This window comes from Moraxella sp. K23 (assembly GCF_041154765.1).
In the GTDB taxonomy this organism is placed as follows: Bacteria; Pseudomonadota; Gammaproteobacteria; order Pseudomonadales; family Moraxellaceae; genus Faucicola; species Faucicola tetraodonis.
This window is the reverse complement of the sequence record NZ_AP031595.1, coordinates 1,033,573-1,055,932: the sequence shown is the minus strand read 5'-3', so window position 1 is coordinate 1,055,932 and position 22,360 is coordinate 1,033,573. Positions and strand designations below refer to the sequence as shown.

Genomic DNA, 22,360 nt, shown 5'->3' with positions numbered 1-22,360 from the left:
CCGCAACAAAGTGATAAACTTATCCCTACATCACTCATGAGTATGTTTTTGGTTACGTTTCATCTTTAAGTGTTGTAAGCCATTTGGTTTACTTATAATATTAAGCTTATTAGGTCTAACGTATAAAAGAAAACAACCGTATAAAAGACGACAACAAGGAGACGACCGTGACTGACAATACTAACGCTAACCCTACCGACAAATCTCAATTAGACAACGCCCAATCTGATGTTGCCAATGAAGCGATGGAAGGCATCAATCGTACCGACATCAACCAAGATAATGCGAGCACTCCTACCTCTAAGGGCTCTGATGAATCGCTACTTGATATGCTACATGAGGCGAAAAAATTCGAAGATGAAGATGAAGATGAAGATGAAGAATAAGATAAAATCAAACGGTTAAGGTCGCTACTTAGCCGTTTTTTTACGGGTTAATAAATATACTTGATAAGCCAGCGCTGACGATAATACAATCACAATGGGTAACATCAGCGTCATGTATTTATAGTGGATATAGCCCAAAGCACCCAATACCCCGCCCCCGCAAAAGCTATACCATATCATCGCTTGAAACACGAACATTTTCTTATCAATCGGTCTGCCCGCCAGCCAATTACCCAAGGCTGAGCCCATATCTGAGGTCAATCCTGTCAAATGGGTGGTGCGAATCACGGCACCGCTATAGGTCGCGACCATCGAATTTTGCAAGCCGCAAGCCATGGCGGCAAACACCTGCCCCCAAAATGACTGGTAGCTAAATAAAATCAAACTGATGATTAATAAACTTGCTTCAATTAACAAAGCGTTGCCATAGCGCTTACCTTCTTTTAATGCCGTACTACCCACCACAAAGCCACTGATAACTGCCCCAGATAAAAACGATAACAGCACGATACAAACCATTGCCATCTGCTGGTAATGCTGTTCCGCCAATGCTGTAGCAAATAGCGTCACATTGCCCGTTACATGCGAAGCAGATAAGTGCGTGAAGCCGACTAACGCGGTGCTATTGATACACCCTGCATTGAACGCCAGCACGCAGCCACCCCATAAAATCCACTTAGGTAATTTATTAATCATTAGATACCGCCATCTATCAGTCTTTAGCTGACTTGCCAAACATGTTAAGCCTGACGAAAAATGGTAAGCTTAACCAGACGGCTTTGCAATCCCTATCCAAACATCCATCAAAAAAAGTAAGCAAAAAACAGCAAGCAAAAAAAAGAGCAACCATGGTCGCTCTTTTATCAACTACTCGCCTAAAAATCAGTCCTCTACCTGCATCATCACTTGTTCAGAGAGCGCCACGGTATTAAAACCTGCATCGACAAATAAAATCTCGCCGGTGATACCAGACGCCCAAGGCGATAACAAGAACATCGCGGCATTACCCACTTCTTCGATATTGACATTGCGCTGTAGCGGTGACATTTTGGCATTGGTGTCGAGCATTTTACGAAATGATTTGATACCGCTTGCCGCCAAGGTACGAATTGGACCGGCAGAAATCCCATTGACACGGATACCTTCGCTACCCATTGAGCTGGCAAGGTAGCGAATGCTCGCTTCCAGACTGGCTTTGGCTAGACCCATGACATTGTAGTTTGGCAACACATGGATACTGCCTTCATACGTCAAGGTTAACAGCGAGCCTTGGCGTTTTGCCAGTAACTCACGGCTGGCTTTAGCAAGCGCCACAAAACTGTAGCTACTAATATCATGGGCAATAGCAAAGCCCTCACGGGTGGTCACTTGAGTAAAATCACCATCTAGCTGATCGGCAGGGGCAAAACCAATGGCATGTACGACCCCATCAATGCCCTCTGGCCAGTGTGCAGCAACTTGGGCAAAACACGCTTCGATTTCGCTATCTAACGCCACATCACACGCCAATACCTTCTCTGCACCAAAAGTTTCGGCTGCCATATCCACGCGTTTTTTCATTTTTTCATTCGGATAGGTCAAAATTAAACTCGCGCCTTCACGATGTAACGCTTCTGCGATACCCCAAGCAATCGATAATTTACTGGCGATACCGGTAACAACGAAACGCTTCCCTGTTAATAGCATGATTTTTCCTTATGTTTCAGTGAACGAATATGCACTATAATAGCTCAAAATTAGGGGTTAATTCTAGCAAAAAACCCAAACAAAGCAAATTTAGTGATTTTCATGGCGTTTGTGACAAAAATCACTTTACAAATAGTGGTAAAGCGTTAAGCTATGCCTATTTTTTTTAAACTTAAATGTTATCATGACTATGCCTGCAAATTTTGACGAGATTATCCAACAAAACAGTGATGCCTACCGCACCCTTATTGCATCAACAGGGGAAGACTTAGCACGTGAAGGACTACTTAATACCCCAGAACGTGCCGCTAAAGCCTTTAGTTTTTTGACCCAAGGCTACCATCAAGATTTGGTCGAAATTACCAATAACGCGATTTTTCCAACTGACAATAATGAACTGGTCATGGTAAAAAATATCGAATTTTATTCGATGTGTGAGCATCATATGTTGCCTTTTTATGGCGTTGCCCATGTGGCGTATCTGCCCGATGGCAAAGTGATTGGACTGTCAAAAATGGCACGTATCGTGGATATGTACGCTCGACGTTTGCAAATTCAAGAAAACCTAACCCGCCAAATCGCCCAAGCGGTGATGGATATGACAGGGGCAAAAGGCGCGGCGGTGGTGATGGATGCCGCGCATATGTGCATGATGATGCGCGGGGTGATGAAACAAAAATCCGATACCCGCAGTATGTCACTCCTGGGCGAATTCAAACACAATACCGAGGCAAGACAAGCGCTGTTAATGGCGATCCCAAGCACCTAATATCTAGACTTGGTACCTAAACTTAGCGCCCAAACAGTCAACCTAAGTTAACTAGTCAAAAAAGCCCCATTGATGTTACTGGGGCTTATTTATATTCAGCCGATTTATAACGGACATATAGCGCTTTTCCATATAGTGCTTTTCAATATCATCTATTGGCGATACACTAAAATGGTTTTCGATTTTTGCCCTGTAAAACCATAACATTGAGACAAACACATTAAAACAATAACAAGGAACATAAAATGATCCATCATACCAAGGCGATTAACAGCTTTCTTGACTACGTTAAAGTTCAATTGCCCATCATCCAAGCGCCGATGGCAGGTGTCCAAGACAGCAAACTTGCTATCGCCGTGAGCCAAGCAGGCGGACTTGGCTCACTGCCTGGCGCCCTGCTCAGCCTACAAAAAATTGAAAGCGAAATTAAGGCTATTCGTGCTGCGACTGACGCCCCCTTTAATGTCAATTTTTTTGCGCATCAACAACCTGACTATACCCAAGCAATGCAAGAAAAATGGTTTAATGCCCTACAACCTTATTATCACGAATTTGGTTTGACGCAAGATGAGATAGCCACGACTGGTGGACGTCAGCCATTTACCCATGAACAAGCAGCGCTAGTGGCGGATTTAAAAGTCCCTGTGGTGAGTTTTCATTTTGGGCTACCGGACAAAGCTTTGTTAAATGTCGTCAAAAAATCTGGGGCGATTGTGGTATCCTCCGCCACCACGCCTGCAGAAGCACGCTGGTTGCAAGCCAATGGGGCGGATATGATTATCGCACAGGGGTTGGAAGCAGGTGGGCATCGGGGTATGTTTTTAAGCCAAGATGTAACGCTGCAAGCGGGCACTTTTAGCCTATTACCCAATATCATCCGCTCTGTCAGTTTGCCGGTGATTGCGGCAGGCGGCATCAGCGACAACGCTACCGCACAAGCAGCGTTTGCTATCGGAGCCAGCGCAGTACAAGTAGGTACTGCATTTTTGCTGGCAGATGAGTGTGATACCAAAGACTTTCACCGCAAGGCACTGCAAAGTGAGCGAGCCGAACACACGGCTTTAACCAATCTATTTAGTGGCGGCTTAGCACGCGGGATTGTCAATCGCTTTATGCAAGAAACGGGGTATATTAGCGAGTCTGCACCGCCATTTCCCCATGCATCGTTCGTCAGCAACCCCATTAAAGCCAAAGCCGAAAGTATGGGAAGTGATGAGTTTAGCTCACTGTGGGCAGGGCAAAATGCGAGATTGGCGAAAAGTGGTACAGCAGATAAAATTATTCAAGATTTACTTGGCCACTAATTGCAAAAAATAATCTTGATATATTTTGTTAGTAAAAAAACGTGAGTCGCAGCACTCACGTTTTTTTTAATGAACAGTTTAGAAACCTAATGTTTTACCATCAGGATTTCTTGGGTCAGAGTAGCCATAAAACCCAGAATCATCAGCTTGAATAATTTGAATACGTCCCATTGGTGCTTTAGTAACAACTTTATGACCTTTGTCTTGCAACAATTTTATCGTATCAGGACTAATGCCTGCTTCAACTCTAAGCTCATCGGGTAGCCATTGGTGATGAACGCGTGGTGTAATTATCGCTTCTGCTGGATTCATTTCATGGTCAATCGTATTAACCACACTTTGCAATACAGTCGTGATGATACGAGCCCCACCTGGACTACCTGTCACCAGCCAAGGTTTATTATTCTTCATGACAATCGTTGGTGTCATTGAAGAAAGTGGACGTTTTTTTGCTTCAATCGCATTGGCAGTACCACCCACTAGACCAAACGCATTTGGCACACCGGGTTTCACTGAGAAGTCATCCATTTCATTATTGAGTAAAATCCCTGTGCCTTCTACAACAATGCCACTACCAAAGTTAAGATTTAATGTATAGGTGACAGCAACGGCATTGCCCGCTTTATCCATGACGGAAAAATGCGTAGTCTGGTCACTTTCATAAGGTTGTGGTTTACCAGGTTTAATGTCTGATGAAAGTCTTGCTTTATTATCATCAATCGTTTTGACCCGTTCATTAGCATATGCTTTCGATGTTAAACCTGTGACAGGGATTTTGACAAAATCCGGGTCGCCCAAATATTCTGAGCGGTCAGCATAGGCTAATTTCATACTCTCTGCCATGTGGTGAATATTTTTGGCACTATTTACCCCATCTTCTTTGATAGGGTAATGCTCAAGCATATTTAATATCTCAATCAAGTGTACACCACCCGAACTTGGGGGTGGCATGGTAACAACTTTATAGCCTCGATAATCACCAATAATTGGCTGGCGCTCAACAACTTTATAGGCTTTTAAATCTTCAAGTGCCATTGTGCCGCCATGTGATTGCATTTCTTTCGCAATTTTTGTGGCGATTTCACCTTGATAAAATGCTTTCGCCCCTTGTTTGGCAATCAAACGCAATGATTTCGCCAAGTCTTTTTGTACCAACAAATCACCAGATTTCAGCGGTTCACCGTTGTTGAAAAAAATCGCTTTGCTAGATGACCATTTACCCAGTGTTGATTTTTCTTCTTTTAACGTCTGTGCCAATACATCACTGACAATAAACCCTTTGTCTGCAAGCTTAATGGCAGGCTCAAGCACTTTAGATAATGGCATTGTACCCCATTTTTTTAGCGCGTATTCCATCCCAGCTACTGTACCAGGCACACCTGAAGCGTCATGCGTGAACAATGATTTTCCATCAATAACATTACCTTGATTATCAAGGTACATATCACGGCTGGCTTTGGCTGGCGCAATTTCGCGAAAATCAATGGCAACATCTTTGCCAGTTTTATCATCATGCAACACCATAAAACCACCACCACCAATGTTGCCTGCATTTGGCAAGACGACTGCTAAGGCAAATCCAACCGCGACTGCCGCATCGATAGCATTCCCGCCTTGTTTTAATATATCCAAACCAACTTGGGTTGCTAACCCTTGCTCGGAAGCCACCATACCATTTTTACCATACACGGGATGAAAGATAGCATTACTGCTATCGTAGCGATTTGCAGCTAACTGGCTAGCATTGGTGGCGGGTTTTGGTAATAGTTTGCTTTGGGCAATGGGTGATATCACCAACATTAAAGCCAATGACAGATTGGTTAAAATCAGTTTAGGTTTTAGTCGCATGTCCCTATCCTTCTAAAGTAATAGTTGATGTTGTAGCAGATACAAATAATATGTATCACTACAATATACATAAATCCTTTCACAAAAAACGTCATATTAAATTGTGACAAAAATATTTCTGTTATCTGACCAATTCGTTAATTTTTCTAACGGATATTTAAGTTATAAGTATTTACCACAATCTGTAAGCTTTTTTAACTGCCATAGCCCTTCAATTAAAGATTGCTATAGTTTATTAAGATAGTTTATTAAGTCTGTGATGTAGCTTAACCACATTGCCCATAATTAAAATCGCTGGGGCGGGTAAGTTCGCCTCGGCTTGTTTTGCCACGATGGTCTCAAGCGTGCCTGTCAAAACTTGCTGATGCGGCAAGCTGGCATTTGACACAATCGCAATCGGTGTACTGGGATTTTTTCCTGCGTCAATCAAGCCACTCGTCAATTTATCAAGCTGTTTTAATCCCATATAAAAAACCACGGTTTGGTTATCATCGAGCCAGCTGGCAAAGTCTTCATTGATGGTATCCGTCTTAAGAGAGGCGGTAACGAACTTGACAGAGTGCGCATACGCACGGTGAGTCAATGGAATACCGGCACAGCTTGCCGCCGCGGTGGCTGCAGTGATGCCGGGCACGACTTCAAACGCAATCCCAGCTGCAACCAATTGCTCGGCTTCTTCGCCGCCCCGCCCAAATACATACGGGTCGCCGCCTTTGAGACGTAACACGCGTTTTCCTTGCTGCGCCTGTTCCACGAGTAGCTCATTGATTTTTTCTTGCCTTACCGCATGATCACTGGCTTTTTTACCCACGTAGATTTTGGTGGCATCACGCCTGCACAGATCGAGAATCTGCGCTGAAACCAAATTATCATAAAATACCACATCCGCTTGTTGCATCAATCGTAGCGCTTTAAAAGTTAGCAAATCAGGATCGCCTGCCCCTGCACCCACAATGTACACCTTACCAAGCTGGGCTTTATCTGTCGGCTGGTTGTTGGCGTGCTGCTGTAGCAAAGTTTCAAGTTGGCTTTCAGCTTTGCTTAGGCTATTTTCATTGCCTTCGAATACCGATTCCGCCACTTGCCCTTCAAAGGCTTGTTCCCAAAACTTACGTCTAGCCGTCACATTGGGCAATGCAGCTTTCACTTTATCGCGAAATTTACCGGCCAATCCTGCCAATTCACCATATTGCGGTGGCACGACTGTTTCGATTTTGGCGCGCAGCAGTCTTGCCAGCACAGGGGCTTTGCCTGCACTGGATACCGCAATGGTAATCGGATTGCGGTCAACGATGGCAGGAAAGATAAAGGTACATAGCGGTGGATTATCGACGACATTGACTGGGATAAAACGGGCTTCACAGTCATGAAAAATCTGCGCATTCACCATTTCATCATCGGTACAAGCAATGACGATGGTTTGTTTATCCAAATATTTTTGCTGATAAACATCGTTAATCAATTGATGACGAGAATCGCTAAATTGCGCGGTGAGCCTTGGCTCATAGCTAGGTGCGACAAAAGTGATAGTTGCCCCAGCCTTATCGAGCAAATCCGCTTTACGCAGTGCCACTTCCCCACCGCCAACCACGAGTACAGGGCGATTTTCTAATTTAAAAAATAGCGGTAAGGTATTCATAGACATTCTCAACATTAGATAGTGACAAGAACAATAGTGACAAGAACAATTAAGCTGAACCGAAGTTCAGCTTAACATTTTCATACATACTGCCGATCAAAAATTATAATTGTGTGTGTAGACCACATTCACGGTTCTCTTCTACTTTAGTAGGGTCAAAGTAGTCATGTTCATTTGGCAAATCATGCTCTTTTAAGTAAGCTTCTAGGTCATCTTCTGACCAATGGAACAATGGCGCTACTTTTAATACGCCGTCTTTACTTTCTGACAACACGTCAAGCGATTGGCGAAATTCCGTTTGGTCTTTACGAATCGCATTAATCCACACGTCAGGGGCAATTTCTTTTAACGCACGTCCAAATGGCTCAAGTTTCACTTGCTCAGTGAATTTTTCGTGCGCTGGGTTGTTGACACTAGGTATACCATTGAACTCAACATCACGCCAAGCTGCGGTTTGTTGTGGCAAATAGGTAATCACGTTTAAGTTTAGACGTTTAATCAAATCTTGGGCATGGCGATAAGTCGCTTCAGTGTTATAGCCAGAATCCACAAACAATACTTTGATATCAGGACGTTGTTTGGCAACCATGTCTAATAATACCACTTCGTAAGGGCGAAAGTTAGTAGTGATGATAGGATTACTACCTTGTGCCAGTGCCCAAGCAATGATTTCCTCTGCGGTTTTGCCGTTCAATTCTGCGTTGGCTTTGTCTAGGTCGATATTTAGTTTATTGCTCATTGGATTTCCTAATGTTTTATGGTGAAAAATTGGGATACGCTATGCTAATCAATTATGCGATGTTTAAAAAATGATTTTTAATGATATTATTATGAAAATTTAGAATTAACAAATTGACTGGAAATGCAGAAACCAGAAGTTAGAAACGACAAGGTAGCAACGGGCTAACATTAAAAAAGCGAACCCTTAGATTCGCTCAATCTTAGCATGATTCAACAATTAATTAGCAAAAATCGGCAATTGCGTCACACTGCGACCTGTATAACGGTGTTTGATATCGACAAAATAATCAAACCAACTGGGGTTAAAATCGCTGTCATCAATATCAAACTCACTAAACCCTACTTCGGTGAGCAGCTGCAACGTATCTGGCAAGATATCACCGCTAGCGCGCAACACAATAGCGGAGTTATAACTAGGGTGTTGCTGAATCTTTTGCGCCAAACTATAACCGCGTCCATCACGAAAACCATGAAAATCAATCACAATCACCGACAATAGCGGCATCACTTTGACAAAGTCCTGGTGCAAAAACTGATAATCACTAGCACCCGATAAAATAATACCCAGTTTTTTATCGCCCAACCGATGGGACAATGCTACCAAATCATCCGCTTCTAACTGCGGTTTTGGCGGATTTTTCTCGCTAAATTCGACAGGGCGATAGTCCACCAAAATTTCGGTGATATCTGTGGCATACTGGGATGGGTCAATGTGCTCGATTTTTTGCTCATGAATACTCACGCTCACTGACTTGACATTATCAATCACTTGGCTTTGGTTAATGAGTGCCATGGCTTATCCCTCCACCGGCTGTTCTGATTTGTCACGATATACATACTCTTTAAATGGCTCAATGCCGATACGATCAACCACTTCGGCAAATGTTTCGCTACCAAAGTCGGTGTCCGCCGCTTGGCGGTATTTAAGATAGACTTGCAGGATATCATCCACTGTCGCCGCAACTGCATCGACAGGCACGGATTTACCCAAAATATCGCCTAATTTGGCGTTTTGACCCGATCTACCACCGAGCGAAATTTGGTACCAATGCTCGCCTTTTTTGTCCACGCCCAAAATACCGATATCTGCAACATGGTGATGCGCACAGGCATTCATACAGCCTGACATGTTTAGGCGAATTTCACCAATATCATGGACAAAGTCTGCGTCTTGGAAATATTGATTCACTTGGTTAACGATATTTAAGGTGCTGGCATTGGCCAATGAACAATAGTCAAAGCCTGGGCATGAGATAATATCCGTCAATAAGCCAATATTTGGGCGGGCAAGGTGGTATTGTTTGAGCACCTGATAGACGTCATATACATCTTCAAGTTTGACGTCCGTGAGCACCAAGTTTTGATGATGGGTGCCGCGCACTTCACCAAAGCTGTATTTATCCGCCAAATCAGCCACCACGCGCATTTGGGTAGCGGTGATATCGCCGGTATCTTGCATAAAATGTTTGAGTGAGATAATCACCACGTGATAGCCTTTGACTTTATGCTCGCGGGTATTTTGGTTAAACCAACGCACAAACTCGCTATCTTCAAACTGGGTAGCCAGTTTGTCTTGGCTAGCTTGTAATTGTTGTTGGCTGAATGTTTGGTACGCCGGCTGTGGAAAGAAGGTTTTAGCGTGTTCAATTTGTTCAGCTGTCAGTGTTAATGCACCGTCTTTATTGTGTTTTTCCCAATCTTCTTCCACGATTCGTGAAAACGCTTCGGCGCCCATACTTTCAACTAAAATCTTGATACGCGCTTTGTATTTATTGTCACGGCGACCGTATTGGTTGTAGACACGTAAGATGGCATCTAAATAAGAGAGTAAATGGCGTTCAGGTAAAAACGGACGAATCACTTTGCCAATCACAGGCGTGCGCCCTAGACCACCGCCCACAATCACTTCAAAGCCAATGTCACCTGCGTCATTTTTGACCACATGCAGGCCAATGTCATGAAGCTGGGTCGCTGCACGGTCTGAGCAAGTACCGATGACTGCAATTTTAAATTTACGCGGTAAATAGGTAAATTCTGGGTGAAACGTTGACCATTGGCGAATGATTTCACAATACGGGCGCGGATCGGCAATTTCATCAGCCGTCACACCGGCAAACTGGTCAGTGGTGGTATTGCGAATACAGTTGCCCGAGGTTTGAATCGCATGCATCTGTACCGATGCCAGCTCTGCCAAAATATCGGGGACCTCTTCTAATTTTGGCCAGTTAAATTGCATATTGGTACGGGTGGTGATATGACCATAGCCACGGTCGTATTTTTCGCTGATGTCGGCAAGTTTACGCAGTTGATACGTCGCAAGCAGACCATAAGGAATCGCCACGCGAAGCATCGGCGCATGACGCTGAATATATAGACCGTTCATCAGGCGTAATGGCAAGTACGCTTCTTCACTGAGCTCGCCAGCCAAAAAACGTCGGGTTTGGTCGCGAAACTGCTCGACCCGATCGTCTACCAATTGTTGGTCAATTGCGTTGTATTTATACATGCGGATTCCTATGTCACTAATACAAATTGTAATTACAAATTCTAATTACCAATTAAATTTAAATTTTAGCTTTTGCAGCTATTTCAACTGGGTGAAATTTTAACCTGCCTATCATAAATGCCCAAGGGGTTTTTAGTAAATTCCATTTTTACATAAATATATCGAATTACTGCATTTATTATTGCGAACTGCAATATTCTATTATACGCTACCTTAATTTTTTTGAACCGTCTGTTTTTTTGACACGTTAATTTTGACACGCTAATATAGGAAATCCGATGAGCCAAAGCGCCACTTCAACTCTCCATTCTCTAAGCCAACTGGTCCCACCACACGGTAGTGACACATTAAAAGAAAAATTACTTAAAGGCGATGCGCTAACCGCTGCCCAGCAAAAAGCCAAAAATCTCCCAAAAATCCAAATCAGCTCCCGTGAAGCCGGTGATTTGATTATGCTCGGTATTGGCGGCTTTACCCCGCTAGATGGTTTTATGAACCAAGCAGACTGGCAAAGCGTATGTGATAATATGCATTTAACCACTGGCGACAATGCGGGCGTATTTTGGCCTATTCCTATTACCCTATCGACCGATGCTGCCACTGCCGATACGCTAAACCCAGGCGATGACATTGCGCTAGAATACCAAGGCGAAATCATGGGGATTTTGACCTTAAGCGAAAAATACCGCATTGATAAAGCGCACGAGTGCCAAACCGTCTTTGGCACCACAGAACTTGAGCATCCAGGCGTTGCCATGGTGATGGCGCAAGGTGATGTCAACCTAGCGGGCGATGTGGTGGTGTTAAGTGAAGGTGAATTCCCGAGCAAATATGGTGATATCTACCTCACCCCGGCACAAACCCGAGACATCTTTACTCAAAATGGCTGGAAAACCGTCGCTGCCTTCCAAACCCGTAACCCGATGCACCGCTCACATGAGTACCTTGCCAAAATCGCCATTGAAATCTGTGATGGCGTACTCATTCATTCATTGCTTGGCGCATTAAAACCTGGGGATATTCCTGCAGATGTACGCCAGGAAGCCATTGGTACATTAATCGACCATTACTTCCGTAAAGACACCGTCATCCAAGCAGGCTATCCACTGGATATGCGCTATGCAGGTCCGCGTGAAGCATTATTACATGCCTTATTCCGTCAAAACTATGGCTGTAGCCATTTGATCGTCGGGCGTGACCATGCGGGCGTGGGTGATTACTATGGCGCATTTGATGCGCAGCATATTTTTGATACGCTCAAACCGAATGATTTAATCACCCAACCGTTAAAAATTGACTGGACATTCTGGTGTGATGCTTGTGACTCGATGGCATCGACCAAAACTTGCCCACACGATGCCAGCCATCACGTCAAAGTCTCAGGTACCAAATTGCGTAAAGCCCTATCTGAAGGGGAAGACGTGCCTGATAACTTTAGCCGTCCAGAAGTGTTAGCGGTACTTCGTAACTACTATGAAGGCTTAGAAGATCATCAAAAACATAAAGTTGAGTTAACAGGTCACTCTGCAAAATAATTATTGTGGGGTTTCATTTATCAATCGATAAAAAGGGTATGTCATAATACCCATTTTTTTATCTAACCTTTAGCAAAAAAATTAGCAATAAAAAAAGAAGCACGCGGCTTCTTTTTTTATTGCTTAACATTGCTTAACTAAGCTAAATTCAATTAAGGCTAAATTTAACTAGGCTAAATCACATATTCGACGTGCGAATCTTGCAGAAAATTGGCAACAAAATGATTCGAGGGATGATTGACCAGCGTCTCGTAATCCCCAATTTGCACGATTTGACCTTGGTTCATGACCACAATTTCATCGGATAATTCTGCCGCTTCTTCTTGGTCATGGGTCACTAAAATACTGGTGACACCGAGCTCATGATGAATTGAGCGCAGCCAAGCGCGTAATTCTTTACGCACCTTGGCATCGAGTGCGCCAAATGGCTCATCGAGTAACAACAGCTTTGGCTCTACCGCTAACGCACGCGCCAATGCGATACGCTGACGCTGACCGCCTGAGAGTTGATGCGGGTATTTTTTTGCGGTTTGGGATAGTTGGACGAGCTCCAGCAGATAATTGACCTTTTTGCTGATTTCCGCGTTGCTTAAGCGTTTGTTTTTTGGCATGACGGTCAAGCCAAACGCCACGTTATCAAACACGGTCATATGGCGAAATAACGCGTAATGCTGAAACATAAAGCCGATATGACGCTGCTGCACAGGGACATCGGTCACATCTTCACCATCAAACAAAATACGCCCCGTATCGGCAAGCTCAAGCCCTGCGATGATGCGCAGTAAGGTTGTCTTACCGCAGCCTGAAGGTCCCAAGAGCGAGGTTAGTTTGCCCGTCGGTACGGTTAAATTGATCGGTTGTAGTGCAGTAAAGCGACCAAACTGTTTGGTGATATCACGGATTTCAATACTCATGGTATTCTCTTAACTTTTTTACTTTTTAAATTGCAGCAATGTTATTCATCATTGCCAGACTGACGTTTAGTCAACGCCTGCTGCACGATTAAGGTAACGAGCGCCAACAACGCCAACAAACTCGACAACGCAAACGCTGCCGTCATGTTGTATTCATTGTAAGCAATCTCAACCAATAGCGGCATGGTATTGGTTTCACCGCGAATATGACCTGAGACCACACTCACCGCGCCAAACTCACCCATCGCACGGGCATTGGTCAGAATAATACCGTATAGCAATGCCCATTTGATATTAGGTAGCGTCACCCGCCAAAACATTTGCCAGCCTGAGGCACCGAGTGTTAATGCCGCTTGCTCTTCACTGCTGCCCTGCGACTGCATCAGCGGAATCACTTCACGTGCCACGAATGGAAAAGTCACAAACATGGTGGCAAGCACGATACCGGGAATGGCAAAAATCACTTGAAAACCAAAGTATTCTAGCCAGCCGCCAAGCCAAGTATTGGCGCCCAGTAGTGCCACAAACATCAAGCCTGCAACCACAGGCGACACCGAAAATGGCAAATCTAGCAGCGTGGTGAGGAATTGTTTACCTTTAAAATCAAATCGGGTCAATAGCCAAGCTAATGCAATCCCAATCACGGTATTAATCGGCACCACAATCAGCGCCGTAATCAAGGTAAGCTTGATGGCCGATAATGCCTCATGATCGGTCAAGGCAGCCACATACAACTGCCAGCCAGATTTTAAGGCTTCATAAAATACCGATATCAGCGGAATCACTAGCATCAGCGTCATAAACGCCACCGCAATGCCAATTAAGGTATAACGTAGCCATTTTGGCTCACGGGTTGCGGCTTGGGTTTGGTAAGGATATTGGCTGCTATCTATCATACACTTGCCCCGCCCATACGTTTGGTAAATAGCCACTGCAAGGCATTAATGGCAAATAAAATCACAAACGAAATCATCAACATAAACAAAGCAACCGCAGCAGCCCCCTGTACATCAAAGCTTTCAAGCTTACCAATAATGATTAACGGCAAAATCTCAGATTTCATCGGCAAATTACCCGCAATAAAAATCACCGAGCCATACTCCCCCGTCGCTCGCGCAAACATCATGCCTGAGCCCATCAGCAAGGCAGGATACAACTCTGGTAATATGACCCGTCTAAAAGTTGTCAATCTACCAGCGCCCAGCACCGATGCCGCCTCTTCATATTCTGGCGACAGCTCCGCAAGCACAGGTTGCACCGCACGCACAATAAACGGCAAACTCACCACAATCAGCGCCAACCAAATACCGATAGGAGTAAAAGCAATTTTAATGCCGAATGGCGCAAAAAACTGCCCGATTAAACCATTGGGTGCATACAACGTTGCTAGCGAAATACCCATCACCGCCGTTGGCAAGGCAAAGGGCAAATCCACCAGCGCATTTAAAATCGACTTTCCCCAAAACTCGTAGCGCACCAATACCCATGCAATCAGCGTACCAAACACCAAATTGGTCAATGTCGCTAGCAATGACATTTTTAGCGACAGTTCAATCGCTGCCTTGACGCGCGGCTCGGTAATGGTTTTGATAAATCCTGCCACGCCAATATCGGCGGCCGTCATTACCATTGCCACAAATGGCAATAGCACAATAATCGACAACGCCAACACACTGATGCCCAAACTCAAATTAAAAAACGGCATGATATGGCGCTTTTTATTGCGTTTTAAGGGTGAATTGGGTGTTTTAGGCTGATTGTTTGATGTTAAATCGGCTTGATGGTTAGCATTGATGCTTGCCATGCAGGGCTTCCTTTACTAATAATCGGTAGGCAACGTCAGAATTTAAACTAATAAACATACAAAAATAAAAATTCAAAAATAAAGATACAAAAAGCTCTGTACCCAAAATCTTAAGCACGGCTATAGTACCATCTCACTTTGATTTTCCAAACTATATTTATGCGCTTTAAATATTCTTAGCTAGAATAAAAAACCAGAGCCGAACTCTGGTTTTGTGAGCTTAACACAGCGAACTATTTTGCAGCAGGTGCCGATGCTATGGTGCTCGTTGGGCTGGCTAGCTGATCAAAGACACCCCCATCTTTGAAGTATTTGGTCATGATATCCGTCCAGCTGCCAAATTCGGCATTAGGACTAAAGCTGGTAAGCGCGGGTAATTTATCTTGATTTTTAGCCAGTACCGCAGTGTCGCTTGGGCGCAGGTATAAATCTGCCGCCAATTGCTGGGCAGGCTCGCTCCATAAATAATCAAGATACGCTTTCGCTGCGTCGTTGGTGCCTTTTTTATCGGTCACTGATTTGACAATCGCCACGGGGTTTTCTGCTGATATGGTGTAGCTTGGATAAACAATTTGCACATCGCCTTTACCAAACTGTTTAACCGCTAGGTTGGCTTCGTTTTCAAAGGTGACTAACACATCGCCAATTTGACGTTGTAAGAACGTGGTAGTCGCCGCACGCCCACCATTTTCATACACAGGTACGTTTTTGAGCAACTCTTTGACAAAGTTTTTGGTTTTACTTTCATCTTTATTAAAACTATGTAAGCCGTAGCCATACGCACCTAAGAAAGCATAACGCCCATTACCCGTGGTTTTTGGATTGGCAAGTACGATTTGTACGCCTGGTTTTGCCAAATCAGACCAGTCTTTGATTTGTTTTGGGTTGTCTTTACGCACCAAAAACACGATGGCACTGGTATAGGGTACTGCTTTGTTTGGGAATTGGCTTTGCCAATCTTGTGCCACCAAGCCTTTTTTCACTAACAGCTCTACATCTGAGCCTTGATTCATACTGACCACGTCTGCTTGCAGACCATTGGCAACTGCGAGCGCTTGTTTACTAGAGCCGCCATGCGATTGCTGGATATCAACGGTTTTGCCGCTATTTTTGGCTTCGTAGTCTTTGATAAACAGGGGATTGTAGCTTTTATAAAAGTCACGCGCGACGTCATAAGAGACATTGAGCAGTTTAATACCACCTTTATCGCTTGCACCTGCATTTGATTGCGTGGCGGCTTGACCTGAAGCGGCTTGTTGGTCTTGCTGGGTGGGCGCACGTGAACAGCCCGCTAGGCTCACGCCTAATAACGCCAGACTTGATAGCACAGCTACGGTTTTGTGTTGGACCTTAGTTTTTTTTTGAAAATTAACAGTCATCATGGTCACCCCTCATCTCAATGTATAAAAATCAATATATAATGTTAAATTCATACTATTTTACAAAAAAAGCGTCGACAAAAAAAACAATATTATTCTTTATTCATATTCCACTTCTGAATATTACATCATAAAATATAATGTAATATTTAAAATTAACAGCTTAACAGGCTCTATCAAACCTGAATCACAAATGTCACGTTGTCAGCGTTATCATTTTCCCCTACAATTTTATTTTTAGTTAACAAGAATTCTCCATGGCAAAAGCTTCCAAAACCGTTATCAAATCAATTGAAGATCAGCTCGCACGACTGGATTTGCAAACCACCTCATTAAACCAGGCTGATGACGTATTTTTGGCGCTGCTTGACGATAGTGAGCCTGATCATAAAGCAACTGCAAAGCGTGGCAGTGTTGATAACTTAAGCGATTATGACTTTAGCGAACAATTAGCCATTCAAGACCGCGATAGCCAACTGCAACAGGCATTAAGCGATACTATATTGTCACTAAGTGATTATCTATCCGCTGTGCAGTTGGTGATTAGTGAAACGTTTGCCCATACCGTTTGGGTGAAAGCTGAAATCCGTAGTCTGTCAGCCAAAGGCGGTCACTATTATTTTGAATTGGCGGATAAAGATATGGAGGGCAAAGTCACCGCCAGCTGCCGCGGCACGCTATGGCGCGGTCAAGCAGCCAAAGTACTGTCAAAGTTTGAAAAAAACACTGGCATGAGCCTTGAGCGAGGCTTGAATGTATTGCTCAAAGTCTCAGCCACGTTCCATGCCCAATATGGCTTTTCTTTAAACATCGTCGATATCGACCCCACTTACACACTGGGCGATTTGGCAAAGCAATACCAAATGATTTTAACCAGACTGCATGAAGAAGGGCTGCTCGATCTCAATCAATCGCTCCCGATGCCGTTTGATATTGAGCATGTGCTCGTCATCGCGCCTGAAAAAGCCGCAGGGTTGGGCGATTTTCGCGCGGATGCCGATAGACTTGCCAGCACAGGGGCCTGTATTTTTCATTATGAGCACGCCACCTTTCAAGGCAATCACGCCCCTGAAGATATCCGCCAAGCCCTCATTAAAGGCATGAAAAATCTGAGCAAGCAGCATATTACCGCAGATTTAATAGTGATTATCCGAGGTGGTGGCGCGGTGGGCGATTTGGCGTATCTCAATGATTACGAACTTGCCGCGCTGGTAGCGGAGCAGCCGATACCGGTCTGGGTCGGCATTGGTCATGAGCGCGACCGCGTCATGCTAGATGAAGTAGCACATCAAAGTTTTGATACCCCATCCAAGGTTATCGCAGGCATTCGCAATCATTTACTCACTATTACCCAGAGCGCCAAACAACATTTTTTGACCATCGAGCAAATTGCTAAATCCAGCATCTTGCAGGCACGCCGTGATAGCGAACAACAACTTACTAAGATACAATCGGCAGCGCAGCGACAATTATCTGCCGCTAAACTTGCCATGGACAACCAATTTGTACAGATTCGCCAACTTGCCTATCAGCAAATCACCACGGCTCGTCAATCGACCGATCGACTGCGTGAGATGACATTGTTACAGCACCCGTCAACCGTATTAACCCGTGGCTATGCGATTATCAGAACCTCCCATCCTGCCTCAAAAGATTCAGCATCAAATACGGTGATGACTTCGATTGCCCAAGCTGAACCCAATTCAACCATAACCATTGAGCTACATGATGGCTATCTACAAGCCACTGTCAATGTCAAACACCCTAAAAACTGACCTATCTATCAACAGGAACAACCATGACCGAGCCAACTGATTTTAAAAGCGCCTATGAGGTGTTAAAAACAAATGCACAGCTGTTGCAAAATAGCCAAGAGCCCAATATTGACGCGCTGATGACCATTGTAGCGCAGTCCATTGACGCCTATAAAGTATGCCAAGCGCGAATTGATGCCGTCGAAGCCTCGCTTAATCAAGCATTTGAAACAGACTAAGTTTCAATCAAGCAGAAAAGCAGAAAAAAAAGCCACTATCGAAGGAATGGCTTTTTTATGTTGGGCATTTAAATTTCTACTTTGGCGCCCATTTCTACCACATTGTTACTAGGAAGTTTTAGAAATTCAGCCGCGGTGCCGGCATTACGGTGCATATGGGCAAACAATTTTTCACGCCATAATGCCATACCTTTGATGCTCTCAGATGCCACCACTGCCTCATGGGATAAGAAATAACTTACCTTGGCAGGATCGAAATCAAAGTTAAATTGCTGAATGTGTTTGAGCGAATCTGGCACATCAGGGTCATTTTTAAAGCCAAAATTGAGTACCACCTTCCAGCAATTGTGTCCCAAATAGGTCACTTCACTACGTTTACTAAGACCCACCCAAGGGGTTTCTAAGGTATTAACGGTGACAAAGATATTGTACTCATGCAAGCATTTATTGTGCTTTAAGTTTTGTTTCAACGCCACGGGCACGATATCGACTTCAGAGACCATAAATACGGCAATGCCTTTGATTTTTTTGATATTTTCAAAGAGCACTTGGCAACGCTGATTGATTAAGATTTTCTCTTGCAGTAACGCTTGCTGATTTTGCAGCTCTTGGATATTCTCAAGTGGCGCGTTTTCAATATCTTGGGTCAGCTTTTCTAATTTGCCTTGCGTCGACTCCAGGGCTATTTGTAAGCGTTTATTGGTAAAACTACCAAACAAGTCATCCAAGAAATTTTTTAAGTTAATTTGCCTTGTGGTATGGGCAATTCTCACCAAGTTACGCCCATCTCGCCAAGTCATCATGAGCACAAACATGACGCCCCCTAACAACAATGGGAACCAGCCGCCCTTGAGTAGTTTGAGCAGATTTGACGCCCAAAACAAGAAATCCACCACAAAGAACAATGAGGTCGCGGCGATACACAGTAGCAATGGGTATTTCCACGCATAGCGAATCACAAAGAAGGTCAATATCGTGGTAATCAGCATATCCGTACAAACCGCAATACCATAAGCGGCCGCTAACGCACCGGACGATTTAAACATCACCACAGCAAACGCAATGGCGATAAATAAGCCCCAGTTAATCGCTGGAATATACACCTGACCCACTTCTTTGACATTGGTATACACAATACGCATACGCGGTAAAAAGCCCAGTTGCACCGCTTGTTTGGTGATACTAAACACCCCAGAAATCAGCGCTTGTGACGCAATCACTGTCGCTAAAGTTGCCATCACCACCATCGGCATACGCATGGCATCTGGAATCATCAAAAAGAAGGGATTGGATTTGCCATCGGGATTGGCGAGTAAAAATGCGCCTTGACCAAAATAATTGAGCAGCAAGGCGGGCATGACAATGGAAAACCACGCGATACGAATCGGTTTTTTGCCAAAATGCCCCATATCGGCATACAAGGCTTCACCGCCTGTCACACACAACACAACTGCCCCCAAGATGATAAAGGCGAGTGTCGGATTGGTCATCACAAACTGATAAGCATAGATGGGATTGATGGCTTGTAATATTTCGACATTGTGCTGGATATGATAAACCCCAATACCCGCAATCAACAAAAACCATAGCACCATCACAGGTCCAAACAGCTTGCCAATACCTTTGGTACCAAATTTTTGCACAAAAAACAATATGAACAAAATGGTCAGCGTCGCAGGAATTACCACACTATGCAGCCTTGGCGATACCACCGTCAAACCTTCTACTGCCGATAGCACCGAGATGGATGGGGTAATCACCCCATCACCATAAAACAAGCAAGTACCAAATATCCCCATGGTCATGATGATTGCGTGCAATTTTGGGCGATGTTTCACCGCGCTTGATGCCAAAGCGAGCATCGCAATCAGACCGCCTTCCCCTTTATTGTCGGCGCGTAGCACCAACGAGATGTACTTAAGACTGACGATAATGGTGATAGTCCACACAAATAACGACAGCACCCCATAGATATTGGCAACATTAAAGGCGACATGACCAGAATTAAAAACTTCTTTTACTGAATACAGTACACTGGTACCGATATCGCCATAAACGACCCCGATTGCCCCTAACGTCAGTGCAGGAACCGAGGTTTTAGCATGTGCTTTACTCATAAATTAACGACGCAATTTGATAAGATGGATTATTATAAGTCCAATTATAAAATTGCGGTTAAATTATATTTTGTAACCAAAGTTATCTATGTACTTGACGATAGTAACATTTTATTAGCGTCAATTTGAGCACAGTAGCTTAACCCCTTATTTTTAATGGTGAAATGGCGGTTTGGCAAGCCAAATCATACCAATCAATAATAAGAACACCAAGCCAAACACATAAAAAACCTCATTTGAGCCAATAATCAGCGCCTGTTGGTTAATATTTTGGTTGATGAGCGCCAGCGTTTGTTCATAACTCATACCAGACGCTTGCAGGCTTTTTGACCACGCATCAAAATTGGAATTTTGGGTGATACTTTCGGTCAAATAAGTATGGGCATGATTGCTGCGTCTTTCCCAAACAGTCATCACCATTGAAGCGCCAATCCCGCCCGCCAAGGTTCTCACAAAGGTGAAAATCCCTGTCGCTGCCGCCATTTTATGATGCGAAATGTTGGAGAGTGCAATGGTAGTTAAGGGCATAAAAAACATGGCAGTACCCAGTCCTTGGATAAACTGCGGCCAAAACACATCCCAAAACGTCATCTGCGGATTAAAATCACTTCGCCATACAAAGGTGGCACAATAGATTAAAAAACTTAACGTCACCAAGATGCGCATATCAATGTTTCGCGCGTATTTACCGATTAAGGGCGTCAACAACACCGGGAAAATACCAATCGGAGCCGCTGCCAACCCTGCCCAAACCGCGGTATAGCCCATGGTCTGCTGCAGCATGACGGGCAATAGCACAATGGCGCCCATATATAGCAAAAATGCCAAGCTAATCACCGATGTGCCAATGGTAAAATTGCGGTCTTGAAAAATCGACAAATCAATAATCGGATGTTCCTCACCGCGCTCCCAAATTATCAAATAACTCAAACATAAAACGCTAATGACGGCTAAAGCAATGATTTCAGGGGAAGCAAACCAATCGAGCTCACGCCCACGATCCAAGAAAAACTGCAGTGCACCCACCCCAACAATCATCAAAACAAGGCCTACTTTATCAATATCGGTCTTGATGACAGGCGTTTCGCGGTCTTTAAGTTGTTGCCATGCCAAAATGATGGCGACAATGCCAATCGGAATATTGATAAAAAATATCCAGCCCCAGTGATAATTGTCGCAGATATAACCGCCCAAAATCGGACCTAATATCGGTGCGGTGACGACCACCATAGCAAATAATCCAAGCGCCATTGCCCGTTTTTCAAGCGCAAAAGACTGTAATAATAGGCTTTGTGCCAGTGGAATCATCGGACCTGCTACTGCACCTTGCGCCACCCTGGCAATAATCAGCATCGTCAAACTATGGGACACCCCGCATAGCCATGAACAAAATACAAATAAACTTGCCGACACCAAAAACACTTTGACCGAGCCATACTGACGAGCCAACCACCCTGTGAGGGGAATAGATATCGCGTTGGACACGGCAAACATGGTAATCACCCATGTACCTTGTGAGGTCGCCGCACCCAAATCCCCTGCGATGGTCGGTAATGCCACATTGGCAATGGTCGAATCAAGCACCATCATAAACACCGCCATCGATAGCGCAAAAGTCACAATCGCAAGCGGCATCCCTGATAAAGGCGGGGGTTGATTTAGCTGACTACGGGCTGGACTATCAGTCGCTGGCTGCTCTGTATCGATATTGGGTGAAATTGCTTCCGCCATTTTTCACC

Annotated in this window: 18 protein-coding genes and 1 pseudogene; 6 read left to right on the top strand and 13 right to left on the bottom strand. The window is 44.3% G+C overall.

The window, feature by feature from the left end; all coding sequences use genetic code 11:
- The first annotated feature begins 167 nt into the window (after positions 1 to 167).
- A complete protein-coding gene (locus ACAM37_RS04630) occupies positions 168 to 386 on the top strand; it encodes a hypothetical protein (protein ID WP_138019329.1) in 219 nt (72 codons plus the stop codon).
- A gap of 24 nt (positions 387 to 410) precedes the next feature.
- Here the strand turns inward: ACAM37_RS04630 and ACAM37_RS04625 are convergent, their stop codons facing one another.
- Positions 411 to 1,082 carry a YoaK family protein gene (locus ACAM37_RS04625; RefSeq protein ID WP_312114306.1) on the bottom strand — a complete coding sequence of 224 codons (672 nt, stop codon included), beginning with the start codon at positions 1,080 to 1,082 and terminating at the stop codon, positions 411 to 413.
- 186 nt (positions 1,083 to 1,268) lie between these two features.
- Positions 1,269 to 2,072 (bottom strand): enoyl-ACP reductase FabI, encoded by an 804-nt coding sequence (locus ACAM37_RS04620; protein WP_060995757.1) that lies wholly within the window; start codon positions 2,070 to 2,072, stop codon positions 1,269 to 1,271.
- Between the two features lie 190 nt (positions 2,073 to 2,262).
- Between ACAM37_RS04620 and folE the strand changes: the two genes are divergently transcribed.
- The gene (folE, locus tag ACAM37_RS04615) at positions 2,263 to 2,841 is read left to right on the top strand and encodes a GTP cyclohydrolase I FolE (protein ID WP_369626711.1); all 579 of its coding nucleotides are present in this window, start codon (positions 2,263 to 2,265) and stop codon (positions 2,839 to 2,841) included.
- A gap of 245 nt (positions 2,842 to 3,086) precedes the next feature.
- A complete protein-coding gene (locus tag ACAM37_RS04610) occupies positions 3,087 to 4,145 on the top strand; it encodes an NAD(P)H-dependent flavin oxidoreductase (protein ID WP_369626710.1) in 1,059 nt (352 codons plus the stop codon).
- Between the two features lie 78 nt (positions 4,146 to 4,223).
- Here the strand turns inward: ACAM37_RS04610 and ggt are convergent, their stop codons facing one another.
- The 5 genes from ggt to ACAM37_RS04585 all read right to left on the bottom strand — a co-directional run bounded on the left by ggt (position 4,224) and on the right by ACAM37_RS04585 (position 10,879).
- Positions 4,224 to 5,993 carry a gamma-glutamyltransferase gene (ggt, locus tag ACAM37_RS04605; protein WP_369626709.1) on the bottom strand — a complete coding sequence of 590 codons (1,770 nt, stop codon included), beginning with the start codon at positions 5,991 to 5,993 and terminating at the stop codon, positions 4,224 to 4,226.
- Between the two features lie 235 nt (positions 5,994 to 6,228).
- A complete protein-coding gene (cysG, locus tag ACAM37_RS04600; protein WP_369626708.1) occupies positions 6,229 to 7,632 on the bottom strand; it encodes a siroheme synthase CysG in 1,404 nt (467 codons plus the stop codon).
- A gap of 103 nt (positions 7,633 to 7,735) precedes the next feature.
- Positions 7,736 to 8,371, bottom strand: coding sequence for a phosphoadenosine phosphosulfate reductase domain-containing protein (locus ACAM37_RS04595; RefSeq protein ID WP_099834025.1), 636 nt, complete (start codon positions 8,369 to 8,371; stop codon positions 7,736 to 7,738).
- 219 nt (positions 8,372 to 8,590) lie between these two features.
- Entirely contained in the window at positions 8,591 to 9,166 is a 576-nt protein-coding gene (locus tag ACAM37_RS04590) for a DUF934 domain-containing protein (protein WP_312175971.1), read from the bottom strand.
- Between the two features lie 3 nt (positions 9,167 to 9,169).
- Positions 9,170 to 10,879, bottom strand: a complete 1,710-nt coding sequence (locus ACAM37_RS04585) for a nitrite/sulfite reductase (RefSeq protein WP_312385405.1) — start codon at positions 10,877 to 10,879, stop codon at positions 9,170 to 9,172.
- Between the two features lie 278 nt (positions 10,880 to 11,157).
- Here ACAM37_RS04585 and sat point away from each other — a divergent pair, with 278 nt between their 5' ends.
- Entirely contained in the window at positions 11,158 to 12,414 is a 1,257-nt protein-coding gene (gene sat, locus ACAM37_RS04580; protein ID WP_369626707.1) for a sulfate adenylyltransferase, read from the top strand.
- 203 nt (positions 12,415 to 12,617) lie between these two features.
- Here the strand turns inward: sat and ACAM37_RS04575 are convergent.
- From ACAM37_RS04575 to ACAM37_RS04560, 4 genes and pseudogenes are all read right to left on the bottom strand, one after another.
- A pseudogene (locus tag ACAM37_RS04575) lies at positions 12,618 to 13,328 on the bottom strand (sulfate/molybdate ABC transporter ATP-binding protein); the annotation flags it as partial.
- Between the two features lie 41 nt (positions 13,329 to 13,369).
- The gene (gene cysW, locus ACAM37_RS04570; protein WP_224053998.1) at positions 13,370 to 14,224 is read right to left on the bottom strand and encodes a sulfate ABC transporter permease subunit CysW; all 855 of its coding nucleotides are present in this window, start codon (positions 14,222 to 14,224) and stop codon (positions 13,370 to 13,372) included.
- Positions 14,221 to 15,132, bottom strand: coding sequence for a sulfate ABC transporter permease subunit CysT (gene cysT / locus ACAM37_RS04565; RefSeq protein WP_065252716.1), 912 nt, complete (start codon positions 15,130 to 15,132; stop codon positions 14,221 to 14,223). Before cysT ends, cysW begins: the two co-directional genes overlap by 4 nt.
- A gap of 233 nt (positions 15,133 to 15,365) precedes the next feature.
- On the bottom strand, positions 15,366 to 16,514 hold the full coding sequence (locus tag ACAM37_RS04560) for a sulfate ABC transporter substrate-binding protein (protein WP_083710830.1): 1,149 nt from the start codon (positions 16,512 to 16,514) through the stop codon (positions 15,366 to 15,368).
- Between the two features lie 254 nt (positions 16,515 to 16,768).
- Here ACAM37_RS04560 and xseA point away from each other — a divergent pair, with 254 nt between their 5' ends.
- The gene (gene xseA, locus ACAM37_RS04555; protein ID WP_099808092.1) at positions 16,769 to 18,286 is read left to right on the top strand and encodes an exodeoxyribonuclease VII large subunit; all 1,518 of its coding nucleotides are present in this window, start codon (positions 16,769 to 16,771) and stop codon (positions 18,284 to 18,286) included.
- Positions 18,287 to 18,309: 23 nt separating this feature from the next.
- Positions 18,310 to 18,504: an exodeoxyribonuclease VII small subunit gene (gene xseB, locus ACAM37_RS04550; RefSeq protein WP_036603655.1), complete on the top strand. Its 195-nt coding sequence runs from the start codon at positions 18,310 to 18,312 to the stop codon at positions 18,502 to 18,504.
- 68 nt (positions 18,505 to 18,572) lie between these two features.
- On the opposite strand, the gene ACAM37_RS04545 is transcribed toward xseB, so the two are convergent.
- Positions 18,573 to 20,621, bottom strand: a complete 2,049-nt coding sequence (locus ACAM37_RS04545; protein WP_369626706.1) for a potassium transporter Kup — start codon at positions 20,619 to 20,621, stop codon at positions 18,573 to 18,575.
- Positions 20,622 to 20,774: 153 nt separating this feature from the next.
- Positions 20,775 to 22,352, bottom strand: a complete 1,578-nt coding sequence (locus ACAM37_RS04540) for a DHA2 family efflux MFS transporter permease subunit (RefSeq protein ID WP_369626705.1) — start codon at positions 22,350 to 22,352, stop codon at positions 20,775 to 20,777.
- Positions 22,353 to 22,360: the final 8 nt, after the last annotated feature.